This is a genomic window from Bacillus sp. AFS088145 (assembly GCF_002564465.1).
In the GTDB taxonomy this organism is placed as follows: domain Bacteria; phylum Bacillota; class Bacilli; order Bacillales; family Bacillaceae_G; genus Gottfriedia.
On the sequence record NZ_NUUX01000041.1, the window covers coordinates 1 to 19321 of the forward strand.

Consider the following 19321-nt stretch of genomic DNA (forward strand, 5'->3'; position numbering starts at 1 on the left):
TGATGTTGATTTCCATTACAGGATGCTCGCTTTCCATGGGGCGAGATTCTTTAGCCTTCCCGCTTAGCCCATAGGAGTCGAGCATCCCTCCATTCCAATCAACTTATTATCCAAAAAAGTCTACTATAAAAACCTAATCAAATAGCATTTACTTAGCGTAATCTAACAGTTATTTATTAATCAGTTTGTGGGTCAATAAAAATCAAACATTAATTAAACTAATCTGTTTTTCAAAAAATAAGCTCAAATATTTATAACTTCTGAAAAATATCATTACTAGTGATTATTGGAATTATGAAATTGCTCAAACATATTAACAATTAAAACCATCAAAGAACATCCAAAAAATGATAATTTCATTATTAAATAAATGTTCATTTAATGTCCGTTTTCCATATTGACCATTTTATATTTCAAAACTCTGAAAGCTCACTTAATAAGTGTGCTTTTTTTCATGCCGTTTTATCTTACTCATGAACCCCTCATTAAGAACCTATTCTCCTTTTTGAGCTGTTTTACTTCCTCATGAAACTACAAAAAAAGCTCACCTTATAAAAGTGAGCTTTTTTTAGTATTCAAGTAACTTAAACTTTGTGAAAATACTTCGTCACGCATGATAAAACTAAATCGGCGATCTTTTTTTATGTTTGGTGGAAATTCGTCTAACAATACTGGACCGTTTGTTTCAAAATAGTGCTTTTGTGTTAAAAGTTCTCCAATTTCGGCAAAATAAATATTTTTTATAATAATTTTATCCTTACCTGTAACACGATATTGCCCTAAATAATTAATTTTCGATACATTTCCACCTGTTTCTTCTAAAACTTCACGTTTAGCTGCTTCTTCAGGTGATTCGCCTTCCTCTACTTTTCCGCCTGGGAATTCGTATCCTCTTCTTTGATGATCTGTGAGTAACCATTGGTCATTGTATTTACAAATAACCCAAACATGTTTTGGATCGGGTGAAAATGGATGTTTCTCAAACGATAATTCAACTGTATTATGGTAAAAATCTTTAAATATGTACATTTTAACCTTCCTACATTCATACTTGTTTTTCCATTGTACTATTTCTATTAAAATGTTTCATCATTATTGAAATAATATTCCTGAAACTTTATGAAAATATTTGATTGCCTTGCATATTGGACAGTATACTATATCATAGTAGTATAACTATTTAGGAGGATATAGTATGACTGGAGTATTTGTTGTTAGTGGAATTATTATCGTTGTTGTGTTTGGTGCTTTCGTTCTTACTGTAAATAAAGGCTATGGTGTACAACATAAAGTCGATAAGCTAGAAGACGTAAAAATGAAAAATAACCATGATGAGAAATAATTCTAGCAGACGAAAGGTTTGTATATGAATAAAATTTTAATTGGAATCATTAGATTTTATCAAAAATGGATTTCACCTGCAACGCCACCATCATGTAGATTCTATCCAACTTGCTCTAGTTATGGACTAGAGGCATTACAAACCCATGGTGCGCTTAAAGGAACTTATTTAACGACTAAAAGAATACTTAAGTGTCATCCACTACATCCAGGTGGATATGATCCTGTACCTGATAAAATAAATAAAGAAACAAAAAAAGATACGGTCAAAGAAACTTGAAACAATTAACAAGTTTAATTTGATCGTATTTTTTTATTAGGTTATTTCTATTAAGAAGTAAATTTATAAATCTTTTTAGAAATACTTTGGATTCTCACTTCATCCACTTCTACCCCTAAACCAGGGCTAACTGGCACTTTAACTTTTCCATTTATTAAAGCTACCTCTGGATAAATAAGATCATGCTCCCAATGTCTAGATGAAGCCGAAATATCTCCAGGTATTGTAAATCCGGGAAGAGATGCTAATGCAACGTTTTGTATTCTAGAAATCCCTGTTTCAATCATGCCTCCAACCCAAATTGGCATATTCTTTTCAACACAATAATCATGAATTTCAATTGATTTAGTTAATCCTCCGACTCTCCCAGGCTTTACGGTAATGATTTTGCAAGCGTTTAATTCATTCGCAATTTGAACATCCTCTAATGAACATATACTTTCATCTAAACAGACTGGAGTAGAAATTTCCTTTTGAAGAATGGCGTGCTCGATGAATTGGCGTTCACCGAAGGGCTGTTCAATCATTAACAAATTAAATTCATCTAATTTTTTTAGTTTCGGGATGTCTTCAATTGAATAATCTGAATTGGCATCAATCATTAGAGGGATTGTTGGATAGCTATTTCGTATAGTTGATACAATTTCGTAATCATTTTCCTTTGAAACTTTAATTTTAAATCGTTCATAGCCTTCTTTTATATAAGCACTAATTTGTTTCAACATTTTTATTGGCTCGTCTATACTAATTACAACCCCAACTGGTATCTCTGCCTTATTACCCCCTAAAGCTTGTGCTAAAGTGATTGAATTTAGTTTACTATACAAATCCCAAAATGCACCTTCAAGCCCAGATTTAGCCATTTGATTACCTTTAAATTGATTTAATTGTGTAGCGACTTCACTTGGATGATTAAACTGCTTTTTTAATAAGATCGGTATAAAGAAATCCTTTAAAGTATGAAGAGCTGTTTGAATCGTTTCCTCTGTATACCAGGGCTCTGAAAAAGCAACGACTTCTCCATAACCGCATATTCCGTTTGCATCTAATATTTTAACAATTATACTTTCACGTTTTTCATATGTACCATAGCTTGTTTTAAACGGTACTTTTAGAGGCTGTTCAATTAAAAATAATTCAATTTGCCTTATCAACATGTTTATTCCCCTTATAGAAGCTTAAGTAGCTCTCTTCTAACTAGCTTATTAGTTGCATTTCTTGGTAGGTTGTCTACAAAAAATATTTCCTTTGGAATTTTATACCCTGCGATTTTATCTCGACAATACTCGATTAGTTCTTCTTGAGACGGAGGATTAGAGGATTTACTAACAACAAATCCAACAGGTACTTTTCCCCAATTCAGGTCTTCTTTGCCTGTTACACCAGCTTCAATGACATCTGGATGCGATAATAATACTGATTCAATCTCTGCTGGATATATATTCTCTCCACCGGAAATAATTAAGTCACTTCGACGGTCAACTACAAATAAAAAACCATCTTCATCCACATAACCCAAATCTCCTGTATAAAGATACTCAGACGAATCAGATAACTTAGCAAGTTTATAATAACCTTTACTCACGTTAGGCCCTTTGACTACAATTTCTCCTACTTCTTTTGGTAAACAAGTTCGTTGATCGTCTCTTATTTCTAGCGTACATCCAAATAAAGCTTTACCTGCCGAACCTATTTTAGAAAGCATATATTCAGGAGAAAGCGTTGCAATTTGTGAACAAGTTTCAGTCATTCCGTAAGTTTGATAGACTGGGACATTTAATGCTCTTGCCTTTTGTAAAAGAGGTAACGGAGCAGGTCCTCCACCAAGTAAAGCTGCTCTTACGCTGTTTAAATCATTTGTACCCTCAACAATTGTTAAGAGGTCATTTAATACTTTTGTTACAACAGATAGAATTGTTACATTATGCTTTTTGACACAGTCCTTAATGGTAAGTGCATCAGCTTTATTCGTTAACACAATTTTCATGCCATAAATCGCACTTTTATATACAGTTGATAAACCACCCACATGGAACATTGGCAAACAGACTAGCCATACATCATTATGATCTAATCCTAAATTTAATACTGAAGCAATTGCGCTACTCCAATGATTAAAATAAGTTTGTAAAACTGCTTTTGGGAAACCTGTTGTACCAGATGTGTACATCATAGTTGCGATTTTATCGCCATCAAAATTAGACTTGATTGGAAATTCCTTAGATTCACTGTTCTCTATTTCATTTATATTTAACAGTTTTATATTTTCAGGAATCTTTACCGTATTTGATTTCGCTACGATTAAAAATTCAGAATCACTATTTTCTAATTGATATACTATTTCGTCATCACTTAATCTTATATTCAGTAAAATTGCTGTTGCTCCGATATAATGAAGTGCATAAACAACTTCTATAAATTCAACAGAATTATTCATTAAAACCGAAACGTGAGATCCGTCTTTTATGCCAAAATGGTGAAATTTATATGCAAGATTTATAACTCGATCATGTAAATCCTTAAATGTAATTTCCTCCCCATCTGTTGCAATTGCTATTCGATTAGGAGTTAATCTGACTCTCTCAAGCAAAAAATTCGGAATTTGATTCATCAAAAACACTTCCTGACTATTATCAAAATTTACAAAAGTTCATATTAAAAAACTCTCCGATCGGCGAGCCTTTAGGCGAAGAGGCGTAGTTGCACTTAACTTATTCCCTAAAATGGGCAACTCCGTCGGGGTTTCTTCTCAGCTGCCAATTTATACTTTCTTAATGTGCAAAAAAAGCTTGATGATTTCTCATCAAGCTTTCAGACTGTTGGCAAACGCTCGCTTTCTTCGTTGCTTCGCCTGCCTATGGTGCTCATTACCGTCAAAGGTAACTCCGCTCCTCATCTGGCTTCGCGCCTCGAAAGACAAACGTTTTCAATCAGTCTGAAAATCAAATTTTTAGGATATCTTGATTATAAACTTAAAAAGCTTGATGATTTCTCATCAAGCTTTAAGTTCTTCCAAATCAAGGAAAACGTGGGAATTTATCGAAATCAGGTGTACGTTTTTCTTTAAATGCATCGCGGCCTTCTTTTGCTTCCTCAGTTGTGTAGTAAAGAAGTGTTGCATCTCCAGCTAGCTGTTGAAGTCCAGCTAAACCGTCTGTATCTGCATTCATTGCTGCTTTTAAGAAACGTAGTGCAGTTGGACTCTTTTCAAGCATTTCTTCAGCCCATTGAACTGTTTCAGCTTCTAATTCTTCTAAAGGTACTACTTTATTAACTAAGCCCATATCTAATGCTTCTTGTGCATTATATTGACGGCATAAGTACCAAATTTCACGAGCTTTTTTGTGCCCTACAATACGAGCTAAATAGCCTGAGCCATAACCAGCATCAAAGCTACCAACCTTAGGACCAGTTTGTCCAAATTTAGCGTTTTCAGCTGCGATTGTTAAATCACACACTACGTTTAATACGTTACCTCCACCAATTGCATAACCAGCTACCATTGCAATTACAGGTTTTGGAATAACGCGAATTAAGCGTTGTAAATCTAATACATTCAGGCGAGGAATGCGGTCTTGTCCAACATAACCACCATGTCCGCGAACACTTTGGTCTCCACCAGAACAGAATGCTTTTCCACCTTCACCTGTTAAAATAATAACACCAATTTTTTCGTCGTCTCTTGCATAAGCAAAAGCATCAATCATTTCTGATACTGTTAATGGTGTAAATGCGTTATGTACGTGCGGACGATTGATTGAAATTTTAGCAATTCCATTATATGTAGAATATAAAATTTCTTCATACTTTCTTTCTTGTACCCATTCAATAGTCATGAAATTTCCTCCTTTTCACTTTTCAATAAAAACCCAATTACTATTGTAGCAAATTTTTCCGAATGTTCCACATGAATTGCATGGCCTGCATGTGGAATTTTAATAATTTCGCTATTTTCTAGCTTCTCGTTCATTTTCCCCATTATCATGCAAAACTTTTCATCATATTCTCCACAAACTAATAAAGTAGGTTTTTTAAATTTCTTCAAGTCACTCCATAAAGATGGTTGAATGCCAGTGCCCATCCCTTTTAGACTATTACTTAAGCCAATTGGTGACTGATTTAATCTTCCTTGTTTAATCTTTTGTTGTGACTCTGATGTCAAATTCTTTTGAGTTGCAAATAACGGAATGTTTTCCCAATAATTAACAAATACTTCAATACCTTCATTTAGGATCATTGAAGATAAATAGTTGTCTTGTTCGATTCGAGCTAATCTTTCATTTTCAGTTTTAAGACCAGCCGTGCAGCTTTCTAAAATAAGCGATCTAATTTTAGTTGGATAGGCTAAAGCGAAATAGAGGGCTAGTCTACCTCCCATCGAATAGCCTAATAGATGCACAGAATCAATTTGCTTTTGTTCTAAAAAATCATGTAAATCTTTAGCAGCAATTTCCATTTTGTACCGCTCATCATTAATTGGACAATCTGTCATTCCATGTCCTAATAAATCAATTGCTATTACATGATAATTTTGTTCTAATTTACTTATTAAACTTTCCCATGTCTCCTTTGAACCTGTGAAACCATGCAATAATAATATAGTTTGCCCTTGACCAGATTCAATATATGAATATGCGACCTCATTTATTTTAATTTCCATGTACAAGAACACCTAATTTCATTTCTCGTATTCTGCTTTTACAATGCTCCAAACTTTTTGATGAAGATCATAATTTTCTTTACGATTTGTCTGAATTTCAATAATATGCAATCCATTATTCTTTTTAGCTAATTCATCTTCAAGTTCAAACCAATTATGAATTTTCGTATGAACTCCACCGAAAAGGGCAGTTGCATGCTCGAATTCCAATCCTAAAGGAGTTCCGAATAACTCTTCAAAATGTTTTTCTTCTTTTGATTGAGGTAAAAATGAGAAGATTCCTCCCCCATCATTATTAACAAGGATCACTCTTAAAGGTAAATGATGTAGTTTAGAAAGGACTAGACTATTTAAATCATGATAGAAAGATAAATCTCCAATTAATAATGTGACACTCTCTCCAGCTGCTGCCATCCCCAATGCGGTTGCAATTGTCCCATCTATTCCATTTATCCCTCGATTACATGCAATTTTTAACTTTTTAGATTGATTATGTAAAAACGTATCCACATCACGAATAGGCATACTGTTTGAAACAAACAATGTACTCTCTTCAAGTAAATTTTTTGCTAAAACTTGCACGATTTTCCCTTCAAAAAGTTCATCAAACTGTTCTGCTTGTTGTAGTCCATTTTTTGTTTTTCCATTAATTGTTTTCCATTTATTCAACCAATCTATTTCTAAACTACTTGTTTTCTGATATGACTCCAAAATTGCATTACAAAATTGGATATCATCACAAGAAATCATTTGAGTTGCTTTTAATGTCGGATCCCTCCATAAGTCTCCTTCATCAATTACAATTAGCTCGCAATCTTTTTGTTTTTGTATATATTGGCTAAACGTTTTAGATACAGGCATTGCCCCGAATCGTACGATAACTTCAGAATCAAGCGAATCAACAATGTCTTCAAATCGAAGAAATGTATCATATGTATCAATTACATTCGAGTCTTCAATACCACTAATCGTTCTTCCATTTGAAAGAGGATCACATAGAACTGGGTAGTCTAGTAAATTCCCTAAAGATTTAATCTTCTTTAAAGCTCCTTCTTCAACATAAGGACCACAAACTAATAAGCCTTTTCTTTTTGATTGAAAAAGCTTGGTGAATTCATTACTTGCTTCACTTGAAATTGTCGCAAGTGTTTCAGTAAGTATTGTGTGAGCAGAATTTTTGCGCTTTCCAGCTGAGAATAAGTCATCAATCGCAAAATTAGGAACTAATGGTTCTCGAAGTGGCACATTCAAATGTACAGGCCCCATTGGAGCAGTCACACATGAACGGTACAGTCTATTAACGCTTGAACGCGCGTATTCGTACATAGCTTCCGAAGCCTCTGGTAAGGCTAGCTCAATGAATTTTTTTACAAATGAACCGTATAAACCAATTTGATTCATAGCTTGTGGTGCACCTATATCTCTAAGCTCATGTGGTCGATCGGCTGTCAGTACGATTAATGGAATTCTAGATTCCTTTGCTTCAGAAATGGCTGGCATATAATTAGCAGCAGCTGTTCCTGAAGTACAGATTAAAACTGTAGGCTGTTTCGTACTTTTAGCGATTCCTAAAGCAAAAAATGCTGCCCCTCTTTCATCTACTGCAATATAAGACTTTAATTTTGGATGTTCATTTACTAACATCGATATTGGTGTAGAGCGTGATCCAGGACTTATTACAACGTTTTTAATATTTAATGCACTTATTTCATCTACAAGAGCACCAATATACTTTGTTAGTGCTTCATTATCTTTCATTTCGTAACCCTCCTAATGCATTTAGCATTGGCAGAAACTTTACACCAGTTTCAAAAAATTCTTCCTCTGGTTCTGAATCTTGTACCACACCACAACCAGCATATAATTTTGCTTTATCTTCTTTAATTAAGGCACTTCGTATGCCTACAGCAAAATCACCATTTCCATTTAAATCAATCCACCCTATCGGTGCACCATACCATCCCCGGTCCACAGGTTCAAGTTCACGAATTAATTTACATGCCTCTTCCTTAGGAAATCCTCCAAGTGCAGGGGTTGGATGTAATGCTTGAATTAATTCAAATAAAGAAACATGATTATATAATTTCCCTTCAACTGGCGTGAATAAATGCAATAAGCTTTTAGTCGCCATTATTCTTGGAGTTGAAGGTATTGATAATTCATTACAATATTGTTGAAGCGTTTCTCGAATATAGTTTACAACAAAAGCATGTTCACCATTATTTTTTTTACTATTTAATAACCAATTGGCGGCTTCTGTGTTTTCTTCCTTAGTTATTCCTTTTGCGGCAGATCCAGCAAGACACATCGAAGAAACTGTATTATTTTTCTTAGAAATTAATCGCTCAGGTGTAGCGCTAATAAATACAGTATCTTTTAATTGATAAGAAATAACATAGTTTACATTTCTTGTTGCTTCTAATTCATAAATTACTTTTGTTGAATTTACTTCTGCAGAAAATGTTGCATTTAAAGTTCGATTTAAAACAACTTTTTCTAATTCTTCATTTTTCATTTGATGAATTGCTTCTTTTACGCTTTGAATCCATTCATTTGGTTCAAATTCATCTTTGTTAATACATTCTGATTGTGTAAAGCTTGGTTGCTTCATTCCAAACTTTTCTAAAAAGTCATCATATTCTTTATATTGAAGCAATAAATCCTCTACTGTAGTTTGTTCATTAATTTCATAATTAGAGGTGATAAATGTCCCTTCGTTTGTAACCGTCACCATTAATTTAGGTACATAGAAATGAGAGGTACCAAAATTCTTCCAATCTTGATCATTTTTATAGTTATCAAAAAAAGAGAAACCCCCAAGAGCTATCGGTCCTGTACCAAAGCAATTTTCTTGCTCGATATACACATGCTCTCCAAAGCGTTTCCATTCTTTTTCTATTGCAGAATACTGTTCTTCTGTACTATGATGAAAAGGAACTAAAGTACCAATTCCTGTGAGAATTAACGAGTTTTCTTGGTTTGACCAATAAAAGCGTTCAGTAAAACCCAATTCTTGATAAAAATGGTAAACACTTAGGGGATGGATATTCATTATTTTTTCCACTTTACAAATGAAGCGTTTTGAACAAGCTTTTGCCTTTTGAAGAGAATGCTCAAAGAAGGCAATCGATTCCAGTTGACCTGTTCTAAGCATAATAGTTCCCCCTAGCTTAAATATACGTTAAATACATGATATAACTAAAGATACAACGATGAATGTAGACTGTCAATTTTATGAAGTTCGTCCATACTTTTTTAAAGTAAAATGACCTACATTTTCAAATAATATTAAAAAGGAGGATGTTAAAATGCAACCAACTGTTCAATCTCCAACTTCCTCAACAGGTTTTAGAACATGGTGGAATTTATTAAGACCACATACATTAACCGCAGCGTTCATTCCTGTTGCGATTGGAACAATGTTAGCGCACATAGCTCACTCATTTCATTTACTTTTATTTCTTTCAATGCTTATTGCAAGTTTACTGATCCAAGCCGCTGCAAATATGATTAATGAATATTATGATTATAAAAGAGGGCTAGATCATGAAGGTTCTGTCGGTATCGGTGGAGCAATCGTAAGAGATGGAATTAAACCTTCAACTGTTTTAAATCTTGCTTTTACTTTTTTTGGTATCGCTCTTCTATTAGGCATTTATATTTGTATTCAAAGTAGCTGGTGGATCGCAGTTATTGGACTTATTTGTATGGCAACAGCTTATTTTTATACTGGAGGACCACTTCCAATCGCATACACTCCATTTGGTGAGTTAGTAGCGGGCTTTTTTATGGGAGTTGTAATTATTGGTATTACTTACTATATTCAAGCTGGAAATTTACCATCAAATGTGATCTTACTTTCGATCCCTACTTCAATTACAATTGGAGCAATTTTAACAGCAAATAATATTCGAGACCTAGATAATGACAAAGAAAATGGACGTAAAACACTTGTTATCTTATTAGGTAAAAAGAATGCAATTATCTTTATTGGTTCATTATTTGCAGTTGCATATGCTTTAGTTATTTTATTTGTTATCATGAATTTAATTACACCTTTTGCACTTATTTCATTAATAAGTATTCCCGTTGCAATAAAAGCAACAAAAGGCTTTATAGGTAAGACCCAACCTATGGAAATGATGCCGGCCATGGCAGCAACAGCAAAAACAAATACTATAATGGGATTCCTTCTTGTTATAGGCTTAATAATTGGAAATATTTTTTCCTAATTAAGACAGAACAATTCCTCAAAAAACTTAATTCATGTTTTCCTCCTTTTTGAACAAAATATGGATAGTCATATTCATTTATTGAAAAGGGGGAGCATGATGCTTTCACAATCACAAATCCAAACATTTAAAAACGAACTACTGAATCAAAAAAAACATATAGAAGAAAGACTAAATGATCCAGCTTTTACACCATATTCACTTAGAGATTCTGTTGATGAACTTTCACTTGCAGACAACCACCCAGGTGATTTAGGTACTGAATTATTTGAGCGCGAAAAGGACATATCTCTTCATGAACATTTAAGAAACGAACTAGATGACGTTAATACAGCGTTACAAAAAATTGAAAATGGAACATATGGTATATGTGAAGTAAGTGGTGAAGAAATACCTTTTGAACGGTTAGAAGCTCTTCCTACAGCAAAAGCGATGATCGAACATACTCACGATCAGCATATTTCAAGTTCTAGTATAAGATACGATCGTCCTGTTGAGGAAGAAGTATTAAACCCTCCATTTAGTAGAGATCCTAAAGATCGCTCAATGATGTATGATGCTGAAGACGCTTTACAAGATGTTGAAAGATATGGAAGTTCTCAAACACCGTCAGATTTTGAATTTAATAATATTGAGGAATATGGAAGTACATTTACTGAGAGCTATGAAAATGTAGGTTATGTTGAGGAATTTGAAAACTTTATCGGTACTGATATTTACGGAAAAAATCGAACTGTCTACCCTACAAAAAAACATGAACAATATGAACAAGATCTTGATGACTATGAAGAACAAGCTTTAAACGGAGAATTATCTGAAATTGATGTAAAAGACATTGATAAGTACTAAATGAGTTAAAATTTCATTAAAAACGATTACTACAAAGTAGTCGTTTTTTTTATATTTTTAAATTAAATACATATACTTAATCAAGACAACTTACTTGAGGAGGTTTTATGAATATTAAGTTAATTGTTTTATTTTTCTCCTTATACTGTTTATTTTTTATTTCTTCTATTTTATTTCCGGTCGACTTCGTTTGGTATAGTCATCTAATTAAACCTAGCTATACTCCTTCAGGAAAAACAATCGGTATCATTTGGGCATTCTTATATTCTTTCATTTCTTTAAGCGTATGTATAATCGTTTCTTTAGGAGAATCCTTTAAAAAAGCAAAATGGTTTTATATTATATTTATTATTAATTATGTATTTAACCAGCTGTTTAGCTATTTTCAATTCAAACAAAAAGATTTACTAATGGCTACAATTGACTGTGGACTCGTCTTTGTTACGGCAAGTCTTTTAACGATCATCGCATATAAACATTCAAAAACTTCATTTGTATTACTCATTCCCTATTCTATTTGGTCATTATTTGCAACCTTTTTAAACTACAATATCTACGTACTAAATAGATAGATTTTTAGATTAATATAAAAAAGGCATCCTAAAAAAGGATGCCTTGAACATAACAAAAATTATTTTTTGTTTACGTTAGCTGCTTGTGGTCCACGGTTTCCTTCGATGATTTCGAATTGAACTTCTTGACCTTCTTCTAAAGTTTTGAAACCTTCGCCTTGAATTGCAGAGAAGTGTACGAATACGTCGTTTCCACTTTCAGTTTGGATGAATCCAAAACCTTTTTCGCTGTTAAACCATTTAACTTTACCGAATTCCATCGATAATACCTCCTAAAAATACATATATACACTATTAATGCGTGCATAATAGAGGGGTAAAGAAAAAGAACGTCATTGTCCAATCAGCTTAGGATTGCTACAACATTGAAAGTGGTCAAAACTTCTTATCAAGACAAAGAAAAATGAGCGTTACTAAAAATTTTGTAGTGCAAATGTATCGTTAATTTCTTACCTTCAAATAAATATGCAGTTAATAGTAACTTAAATATATCATATCTAAAAAAGTGCGTCAATGACACTTAGGCTTAATTGAGAGAATTTTTTATATAATTCTTATAATTTATCTTTTATACATTTAGACCTATCTAGTTTCCTATAAAAATGGAATATTTTCTCATTAAATAGTCAAAATAAATGAGGATTATGTAATAATTTATCAAATTTTTTATTATTAAATAACTAGATTTTAGCATTACAATATTTGTATAGTTAAACTAAAAGGAGGCATAAAAATGAAAAATTCTCATGAAGTTACATATAAAATTCATGGCCATGATATGCAGTTTGTACAAGTAGAGCTTGATCCAAAGGAAACAGTCGTTGCTGAAGCTGGAGCAATGATGATGATGGATGATGGTATCGAACTTGAAACAATTTTTGGTGACGGTTCACAGCAATCAGGTGGATTATTTGGAAAATTGGTTGGAGCGGGTAAGCGCCTTGTTACAGGTGAGAGCTTGTTTATGACTAGTTTTACAAACCGATCTAGCTCAATAAAAACAGTCAGTTTCTCGGCACCATACCCTGGAACAATCATACCTTTAGATCTACATGAGTATGGAAATAAAATTATTTGTCAAAAGGATTCTTTCTTAGCCGCGGCAAAAGGAACTTCAGTTGGGATCGAGTTTAGAAAGAAATTAAGTACCGGCCTATTTGGTGGCGAAGGCTTTATCATGCAAAAACTCGAAGGTGATGGCCTTGCTTTCTTACATGCTGGTGGTTCAATTTACCAAAAAACTCTTCAACCGGGTGAAAAAATTAAAATCGATACCGGATGTATTGTTGGCTTCACTGGTGATGTTAATTATGAAATTGAATATGTTGGAAATGTAAAAACAGCACTTTTTGGAGGAGAAGGTCTATTCTTCGCTACATTACAAGGACCTGGAACAATTTGGGTTCAATCATTAACTTTAGCAAGATTAGCTTCTCGAATTGGTCAATACTTACCAAACTCATCTAAAGAAGAAGGAAGTATATTAGGTGGCCTTGGAAATCTACTGGATGGTAATGATTAATTCAAACTACTTTAAAAGCGTTTTTTTGTTTACATACAAAAAACTAGTCAACGAAATCTTGACTAGTTTTTTTCTGTACTATTAGATTACTTCTTCTTCTTCTGGTTCTGCCTCACGTAATTTGTAAGTAAAGGTTGGAGTATAATCATAATCCAACTGCATCTTCTTAACACCTTCAATATAAGTCGATAGATGGTGACTATCCTTAATAGACCCTTTATTTAGTGAAAAAGTGATTGGATGTTTCACTTGAACGTATTCTAAATAAATGTTTAATGGCTTCACTTCTACTTTAAAGGGTGGGCTTAAAGGGACCATATCATATAGATTTACAAATCTTAAACTATGCCTAACATGTTCATCGTAGTTTTCTTTAAACTTTATATTTCCTACTTTTGGAGAGCCAAATGAATAGACATTCGGGTTACAAATTCCAGTCATTGCTATTTCATATCCTAATAACGTGGCCAATGAACCACCTAAGCTATGCCCCGTTATGAATATTTTTTTTGAAAGAGCCTTTTCCTTCACAATTGCTAAAAGCATTTCTCGACAAGATTGATAAATTGATAGAAACCCCGAATGGACACTCCCACCGTTCATCACATAAGGAAATACGTCTTGATCAATTTTTAAATCAACTAACCAATCCATATCTGATTTCGTTCCTCGAAACACAATGATTACGGATTCATCATTTTCAATAATATAGCCAAACCATTCTAGCTGGCTAATTGCACATGCTTTAATTGTATCTACTAATGAATAGCTTGCTGGAATCATAAATTTACCATCATTATCAAACTGAACATATGCCTGTTCAATGCAAAGTAATAGTTCTAAGGCCTTATCATAGTCAACTGAAAGGAATTTCAACGTATCTCTCCTTTCTCGCTTTTCATCATTATATGAAAAACCTCCTAATAATCTAAGAGGAGGTTAGGAATGGTGTAAGGTTCTTTGATGAATATTCCATATTTCTGATGCGTATTGACGAATCGTGCGATCACTCGTAAAAAATCCCGATTTCGCAACATTGTTAAGACTTTTTATAGCCCAATCCCTTTTGTTTTGATACGTGTGATTGATACATTCATGCGCTTTTACATATGAAGAGAAATCTCTAAGTAAGAAATACTCATCATTATAAGACATGAGCGAATCAAAAATTGGTTCAAATTCTTCTCTTGGTAACGGAAATAATCCATGTAGCATTTGATCTAATACCTTTTTTATTCGCAGATCATGATGGTAATAATCACTGCTTTTATATCCACCGTGTTGGTAATAATTTAATACCTCGTCAGCTGTAAGTCCGAATGTAAAAATATTCTCCTCGCCAACTTCTCTTAAAATTTCAATATTAGCACCGTCAAGTGTACCAAGCGTTAAAGCACCATTCATCATAAATTTCATATTCCCAGTACCCGAAGCTTCTTTACTTGCTGTCGAAATTTGTTCACTAACATCCGCTGCTGGAAAAATAATTTCACCTAATGAAACTCGGTAATTTTCAATAAAAATTACTTTAATAAATTGACTTATATAGCGATCATTATTAACAATATCAGCTACTGAATGAATTAATTTAATGATCTTTTTAGCAAAGTAGTAACCAGGAGATGCCTTTGCTCCAAAAATAAAGGTTCTAGGATGCATTTTAAAATGTGAATCTTCCTTCAAACGATTATATAAATACATGATATGTAAAACATTTAATAATTGTCTTTTATATGCATGCATTCGCTTTACTTGAATATCAAAAATTGAATCTGTATCTAATGCAATTCCATTTGTATAGTGAACATAATGTTCGAGAACTTCTTTTCTCTTTTTCTTTACATTCATAAATTGCGTTAAGAATGCATCGTCATCTTGATATTCTAATAGATTCTCAAGTTGAGTTGGTTCGTGTATCCAACCGTCTCCGATCGAATCATTTATTAAGCTACTAAGCTCAGGATTACATTGGAGTAACCATCTTCTATGAGTAATACCATTTGTTTTATTATTAAACTTAAATGGTTCATGCTCATAAAAAAGCTTCATTTCTCTTTGTTTTAAAATTTCAGTGTGGATTTCAGCAACTCCATTAACGCTCTTACTGCCTACAATTGCTAAATGAGCCATTTTAACGACTCCATGGGCAATTATAGCCATTTGTTCAATTCGATCCCAATCACCTGGGTATTTGTTCCAAAGCTCTTTACAATATCTCTCATTTATTTCTTCTACAATCATATAAATTCTTGGTAATAAAGGCTTAAATAAATCAACCCTCCATTTTTCAAGTGCTTCCGACAAAGTTGTATGATTCGTATATGAAATCGTTTGAGTTGTAATTTCCCATGCTTCATCCCAGGATAACTTTTCAACATCGATTAAAATTCTCATTAACTCTGGAATTGCTAAAACTGGATGTGTATCATTTACATGAATAGCAATTTCTTCATGGAGCTTACGAATATTACCGTACTGCTCCTTATATGAATCTACTATTCTTTGAATACTTGCAGAAACTAAAAAATATTGCTGTTTTAGACGTAATATCTTTCCTTCATCATGTGTATCATCTGGATATAAGAATTCTGAAACTGCTTCAGCCTCTCGCTTATATTTCATCAGTGATTTATTTGAGGAATGAGTAGATGCTTCAGCACTCCATAATCTTAATGTATTTACTGTGTTTGTATGATAGCCGATAATCGGTAAATCATATGGTACCGCTGTGATTGCTTCTGCACCATGAAGGCGGAATTCCAATCGATTTTTATTATTAAATGATTCTACTTCTCCACCGAATAAAACTTCAATTGCTTCATCATCTCTTCGAACTTCCCAAACATTTCCGTATTTCAGCCATTGTTCAGGTAGCTCGACTTGATATCCATCAACAATTTTTTGGTCAAATAGGCCATGTTTGTAGCGGATGCCACATCCATGACCAGGCAAGTCTTGTGATGCTAGAGAATCCAGAAAACAAGATGCTAGCCGTCCAAGTCCACCATTCCCAAGACCAGCATCGCTTTCAAACTCCTCAAGAGCACTTAAAGAAATTCCTAATCTCTCGAGGCCAGTTTCACATAACTCTCTAAGCCCTAGATGAATTAAGTTACTTTTCAAAAGCTTTCCTAATAAGAATTCAATTGATAAATAATAAACTTGTTTTTTCCGCTCTAAGCGGTATTGTTCACTCGTACCTAACCAATTACCGCTTATATGTTCGCGAATCATCGTTCCAAGTGTTTGAAATTGCTCTTGAGTAGTACTATCTGCAGTACTCTTTCCATGCATACTTTCTAGCTTCTCTTTAAAACCCCACTCAAACTCCTCCACACTAGAAAACATGGAATCACCTCGCCCTAAAAGATTTTTACTTTGAAGACTGCATATATAGTTTTGCATATTCTTTAGCTGATTTTAACCAACTTGAATCTCTTCTAATTGCATTCCTTCTGACTGATTTCCAATGTTTTTTATTCTCATAAATACTCAATCCACGTTCAATTGTGTGAAGCATATCGTGAGCATTATAGTTAGTAAAAGTAAAACCATTTCCACTCTTTGTCTCTTCATTATATGACTGGACAGTATCATTTAGCCCCCCAGTCTCTCTTACGATTGGAACACACCCGTATTTCATCGCAATAAGCTGACCAAGTCCACATGGCTCAAATAGTGAAGGCATAAGGAATAAATCTGCACCTGCATAAATCTGATGAGCAAAGCGTTCATCAAATCCAATATAAGCTCTAACTTTTTCGTAGTAGTTATGCTCCATTGCTTTAAAAAAGTTCTCGAATTCTTCATCACCAGAACCCAAAATTACTACTTGGACATTATAATCCATAATTTGAGAGAATACGTGTTGAATAAGATCAATGCCTTTTTGACTTGTTAATCGGGAAACCATTGCAATAATTGGAATATTTTCATCCATTTTTAATGCGAGTGACTCCTGTAATTTCAATTTATTTTCTGTCTTATTTTCGATTGTAAATTCATCGAAATTAGAGTGAATTTTTCGATCCGTAGCTGGATTATAAATTGTTTCATCAATTCCGTTAACAATCCCAAAAAGTTTGTGATCTTGCTCACGTAATAGTCCATCTAATTGCTCTCCGAAAAATTCATGCTTAATTTCTTCTTTATATGTTGGACTAACAGTTGTTACGAAATCACTTGAAATGATTCCAGCTTTCATAAAGTTGATACAATCGTAAAATTTCAAATAGTCATCGCGAAAATATTGTTCATCAATTCCTAACATATCGTCCATTACTTCTTTTGAAAATACGCCTTGGAATTGAAGGTTATGGATTGTAAATACAGATTTCATTTTTGGATTAATATCTTTAAATACGCCATACTCTTTCATGAAAAATGGGATCATTGCTGTATGCCAGTCATGACAGTGTATAACATCAGGTTTAAAGTCTAATTCTTTAATACATTCAATTGCAGCTAGAGAGAAGAATGCAAAACGCTCTCCATCATCAAAATGACCATACAACTTATCACGATTGAAATAGTACTCGTTATCAATAAAATAATAAGTTGTACCTTCTACTTTCAATTCAAATAAACCACAATACTGTTTTCTCCAGCCTAGATTTATAGATAGCTCTTTAACTAGCTTAGCTTCATCTCTATATTTAGCAGGAATTAACGAGTAGAATGGAAGCATTACTCTTACATTCGTATTTAGTTTATTTAAATACTTAGGGAGAGCGCCTGCAACATCTGCAAGCCCTCCCGATTTAACAAATGGTACACATTCTGAAACAATATATAAAACATTTACCACTGAATCAACGCTCCTTGGACTGAACCTTTTTGAAGCACTACTGGCTCACTTAAGCTTCCTTTTATTTCAACACCATCTTCTATTCGAACATCTTTATCTAATATAACGCCATCTAATATACAATTATCTCCAATGTTTGATTTTTGCATAACAACACAATTTCGAATAATTGTATTTTTTCCAATTTTCACAGCTCTTGAAATAATACTATTTTCAACCGTTCCCTCAATTTCACATCCATTAGCTACAATTGAATTTTTTACAATTGCTTCTTTTGAATATTTTGTTGGTGGCTCATCTTTAACCTTAGTAAAGACAGGATAAGATTTTAAGAATAATTGATTCCATATCTCAGGATTTAATAATTTCATACTTTGCTCGAAATAATCCTCAATTGTTTGAATAATTGAAACTTGTTGAGGTATTTCATACGCACTTAGTTCAACCTCATTATTTTGATCGCGTACAACGTCCATAATTGTTTCATAGCCTTTTTCGTGGAAGTTTTCAAAAAGCTTTAACAATAACTCTTTTTCAAGGATATAGATATTTAAAGATTTACCGAACTGCTTTAACTCAGTAATTTGTGCATTTGTTTCGATATGTCTCTTTAAAACTGGTCTAAAATCCACAGAGCAAATCGTATAAGTATTTGCTACTACTACATACTTTTGAGTAGAACGTTGTAAAAATTGAATATGTTTTTCGATGAAATCGAATGTACCAAAAGCTCCATCAGTTGGTTCTGGCGTAAAAATAAATAGCCCATCCTTTTTACGATTTAAGTCCCAATGTTTACCAGAGCCTAAGTGATCAATAATTGATCGATAAGGTTGATCAGGAAATACAGCGACACTCGTAATACCAGAGTTCACCATATTACTTAACATAAAATCGATTAAACGATATCGACCTGCATAAGGAAGTGTTGCTAATGGTCGATGCTGTGTTAACGGCTTTAAAGATTCAAAATGTGTTGACGCCTCAATTATTCCTAGCATAGTATGTTTCATCAAATAACCCTCTCAATCTATTTTTCTATTTGAGGAATGAGCCAC

Annotated in this window: 18 protein-coding genes; 6 read left to right on the top strand and 12 right to left on the bottom strand. The window is 33.4% G+C overall.

Annotated elements, in window-relative coordinates; genetic code table 11:
* Positions 1 to 549 precede the first annotated feature (549 nt).
* Positions 550 to 1029, bottom strand: coding sequence for an RNA deprotection pyrophosphohydrolase (gene ytkD / locus COI44_RS20510; protein ID WP_098233477.1), 480 nt, complete (start codon positions 1027 to 1029; stop codon positions 550 to 552).
* Positions 1030 to 1195: 166 nt separating this feature from the next.
* On the opposite strand from ytkD, the gene ytzI reads away from it, so the two are divergent.
* Both ytzI and yidD read left to right on the top strand, forming a co-directional pair.
* Positions 1196 to 1342: a YtzI protein gene (ytzI, locus tag COI44_RS20515; RefSeq protein WP_088013603.1), complete on the top strand. Its 147-nt coding sequence runs from the start codon at positions 1196 to 1198 to the stop codon at positions 1340 to 1342.
* A 24-nt stretch (positions 1343 to 1366) separates the two neighbouring features.
* On the top strand, positions 1367 to 1621 hold the full coding sequence (gene yidD / locus COI44_RS20520) for a membrane protein insertion efficiency factor YidD (protein WP_056473280.1): 255 nt from the start codon (positions 1367 to 1369) through the stop codon (positions 1619 to 1621).
* 50 nt (positions 1622 to 1671) lie between these two features.
* Here yidD and menC read toward each other — a convergent pair whose 3' ends face one another.
* The 6 genes from menC to COI44_RS20550 form a co-directional block, all read right to left on the bottom strand.
* On the bottom strand, positions 1672 to 2778 hold the full coding sequence (menC, locus tag COI44_RS20525; protein ID WP_098429599.1) for an o-succinylbenzoate synthase: 1107 nt from the start codon (positions 2776 to 2778) through the stop codon (positions 1672 to 1674).
* An 11-nt stretch (positions 2779 to 2789) separates the two neighbouring features.
* Positions 2790 to 4232 carry an o-succinylbenzoate--CoA ligase gene (locus COI44_RS20530; RefSeq protein WP_098429600.1) on the bottom strand — a complete coding sequence of 481 codons (1443 nt, stop codon included), beginning with the start codon at positions 4230 to 4232 and terminating at the stop codon, positions 2790 to 2792.
* A gap of 406 nt (positions 4233 to 4638) precedes the next feature.
* Positions 4639 to 5457, bottom strand: a complete 819-nt coding sequence (gene menB, locus COI44_RS20535; protein WP_098429601.1) for a 1,4-dihydroxy-2-naphthoyl-CoA synthase — start codon at positions 5455 to 5457, stop codon at positions 4639 to 4641.
* Positions 5454 to 6281, bottom strand: a complete 828-nt coding sequence (gene menH / locus COI44_RS20540; RefSeq protein ID WP_098429602.1) for a 2-succinyl-6-hydroxy-2,4-cyclohexadiene-1-carboxylate synthase — start codon at positions 6279 to 6281, stop codon at positions 5454 to 5456. Before menH ends, menB begins: the two co-directional genes overlap by 4 nt.
* Before the next feature lie 18 nt (positions 6282 to 6299).
* Positions 6300 to 8039 (bottom strand): 2-succinyl-5-enolpyruvyl-6-hydroxy-3-cyclohexene-1-carboxylic-acid synthase, encoded by a 1740-nt coding sequence (gene menD / locus COI44_RS20545; protein ID WP_098429603.1) that lies wholly within the window; start codon positions 8037 to 8039, stop codon positions 6300 to 6302.
* Positions 8029 to 9435 carry an isochorismate synthase gene (locus COI44_RS20550; protein WP_098429604.1) on the bottom strand — a complete coding sequence of 469 codons (1407 nt, stop codon included), beginning with the start codon at positions 9433 to 9435 and terminating at the stop codon, positions 8029 to 8031. The genes menD and COI44_RS20550 overlap by 11 nt, the downstream gene beginning before the upstream one ends.
* 154 nt (positions 9436 to 9589) lie before the next feature.
* Between COI44_RS20550 and COI44_RS20555 the strand changes: the two genes are divergently transcribed.
* The 3 genes from COI44_RS20555 to COI44_RS20565 all read left to right on the top strand — a co-directional run bounded on the left by COI44_RS20555 (position 9590) and on the right by COI44_RS20565 (position 11934).
* Positions 9590 to 10513: a 1,4-dihydroxy-2-naphthoate polyprenyltransferase gene (locus COI44_RS20555; RefSeq protein ID WP_098429605.1), complete on the top strand. Its 924-nt coding sequence runs from the start codon at positions 9590 to 9592 to the stop codon at positions 10511 to 10513.
* Positions 10514 to 10612: 99 nt separating this feature from the next.
* Positions 10613 to 11362 (top strand): TraR/DksA C4-type zinc finger protein, encoded by a 750-nt coding sequence (locus COI44_RS20560; RefSeq protein ID WP_098429606.1) that lies wholly within the window; start codon positions 10613 to 10615, stop codon positions 11360 to 11362.
* Positions 11363 to 11469: 107 nt separating this feature from the next.
* Positions 11470 to 11934, top strand: a complete 465-nt coding sequence (locus tag COI44_RS20565) for a TspO/MBR family protein (RefSeq protein WP_098429607.1) — start codon at positions 11470 to 11472, stop codon at positions 11932 to 11934.
* 59 nt (positions 11935 to 11993) lie between these two features.
* Here COI44_RS20565 and COI44_RS20570 read toward each other — a convergent pair whose 3' ends face one another.
* Entirely contained in the window at positions 11994 to 12194 is a 201-nt protein-coding gene (locus COI44_RS20570; protein WP_056473269.1) for a cold-shock protein, read from the bottom strand.
* A 473-nt stretch (positions 12195 to 12667) separates the two neighbouring features.
* On the opposite strand from COI44_RS20570, the gene COI44_RS20575 reads away from it, so the two are divergent.
* Positions 12668 to 13456, top strand: coding sequence for a TIGR00266 family protein (locus COI44_RS20575; RefSeq protein WP_098429608.1), 789 nt, complete (start codon positions 12668 to 12670; stop codon positions 13454 to 13456).
* An 81-nt stretch (positions 13457 to 13537) separates the two neighbouring features.
* Here COI44_RS20575 and COI44_RS20580 read toward each other — a convergent pair whose 3' ends face one another.
* From COI44_RS20580 to COI44_RS20595, 4 genes are all read right to left on the bottom strand, one after another.
* Positions 13538 to 14332 carry a lipase family protein gene (locus COI44_RS20580; protein WP_098429609.1) on the bottom strand — a complete coding sequence of 265 codons (795 nt, stop codon included), beginning with the start codon at positions 14330 to 14332 and terminating at the stop codon, positions 13538 to 13540.
* A gap of 63 nt (positions 14333 to 14395) precedes the next feature.
* Positions 14396 to 16804, bottom strand: coding sequence for a glycogen/starch/alpha-glucan phosphorylase (locus COI44_RS20585; protein WP_098429610.1), 2409 nt, complete (start codon positions 16802 to 16804; stop codon positions 14396 to 14398).
* A 25-nt stretch (positions 16805 to 16829) separates the two neighbouring features.
* Positions 16830 to 18263: a glycogen synthase GlgA gene (gene glgA / locus COI44_RS20590; protein WP_098429611.1), complete on the bottom strand. Its 1434-nt coding sequence runs from the start codon at positions 18261 to 18263 to the stop codon at positions 16830 to 16832.
* A complete protein-coding gene (locus tag COI44_RS20595) occupies positions 18257 to 19276 on the bottom strand; it encodes a GlgC family sugar phosphate nucleotidyltransferase (RefSeq protein WP_097979327.1) in 1020 nt (339 codons plus the stop codon). The genes glgA and COI44_RS20595 overlap by 7 nt, the downstream gene beginning before the upstream one ends.
* Positions 19277 to 19321: the final 45 nt, after the last annotated feature.

Coding starts and splice junctions, on each gene's coding strand:
- ytkD (WP_098233477.1), bottom strand. CDS start 1,029: ATGTACATATTTAAAGATTTTTACCATAATACAGTTGAATTATCGTTT.
- ytzI (WP_088013603.1), top strand. CDS start 1,196: ATGACTGGAGTATTTGTTGTTAGTGGAATTATTATCGTTGTTGTGTTT.
- yidD (WP_056473280.1), top strand. CDS start 1,367: ATGAATAAAATTTTAATTGGAATCATTAGATTTTATCAAAAATGGATT.
- menC (WP_098429599.1), bottom strand. CDS start 2,778: ATGTTGATAAGGCAAATTGAATTATTTTTAATTGAACAGCCTCTAAAA.
- COI44_RS20530 (WP_098429600.1), bottom strand. CDS start 4,232: ATGAATCAAATTCCGAATTTTTTGCTTGAGAGAGTCAGATTAACTCCT.
- menB (WP_098429601.1), bottom strand. CDS start 5,457: ATGACTATTGAATGGGTACAAGAAAGAAAGTATGAAGAAATTTTATAT.
- menH (WP_098429602.1), bottom strand. CDS start 6,281: ATGGAAATTAAAATAAATGAGGTCGCATATTCATATATTGAATCTGGT.
- menD (WP_098429603.1), bottom strand. CDS start 8,039: ATGAAAGATAATGAAGCACTAACAAAGTATATTGGTGCTCTTGTAGAT.
- COI44_RS20550 (WP_098429604.1), bottom strand. CDS start 9,435: ATGCTTAGAACAGGTCAACTGGAATCGATTGCCTTCTTTGAGCATTCT.
- COI44_RS20555 (WP_098429605.1), top strand. CDS start 9,590: ATGCAACCAACTGTTCAATCTCCAACTTCCTCAACAGGTTTTAGAACA.
- COI44_RS20560 (WP_098429606.1), top strand. CDS start 10,613: ATGCTTTCACAATCACAAATCCAAACATTTAAAAACGAACTACTGAAT.
- COI44_RS20565 (WP_098429607.1), top strand. CDS start 11,470: ATGAATATTAAGTTAATTGTTTTATTTTTCTCCTTATACTGTTTATTT.
- COI44_RS20570 (WP_056473269.1), bottom strand. CDS start 12,194: ATGGAATTCGGTAAAGTTAAATGGTTTAACAGCGAAAAAGGTTTTGGA.
- COI44_RS20575 (WP_098429608.1), top strand. CDS start 12,668: ATGAAAAATTCTCATGAAGTTACATATAAAATTCATGGCCATGATATG.
- COI44_RS20585 (WP_098429610.1), bottom strand. CDS start 16,804: ATGTTTTCTAGTGTGGAGGAGTTTGAGTGGGGTTTTAAAGAGAAGCTA.
- COI44_RS20595 (WP_097979327.1), bottom strand. CDS start 19,276: ATGAAACATACTATGCTAGGAATAATTGAGGCGTCAACACATTTTGAA.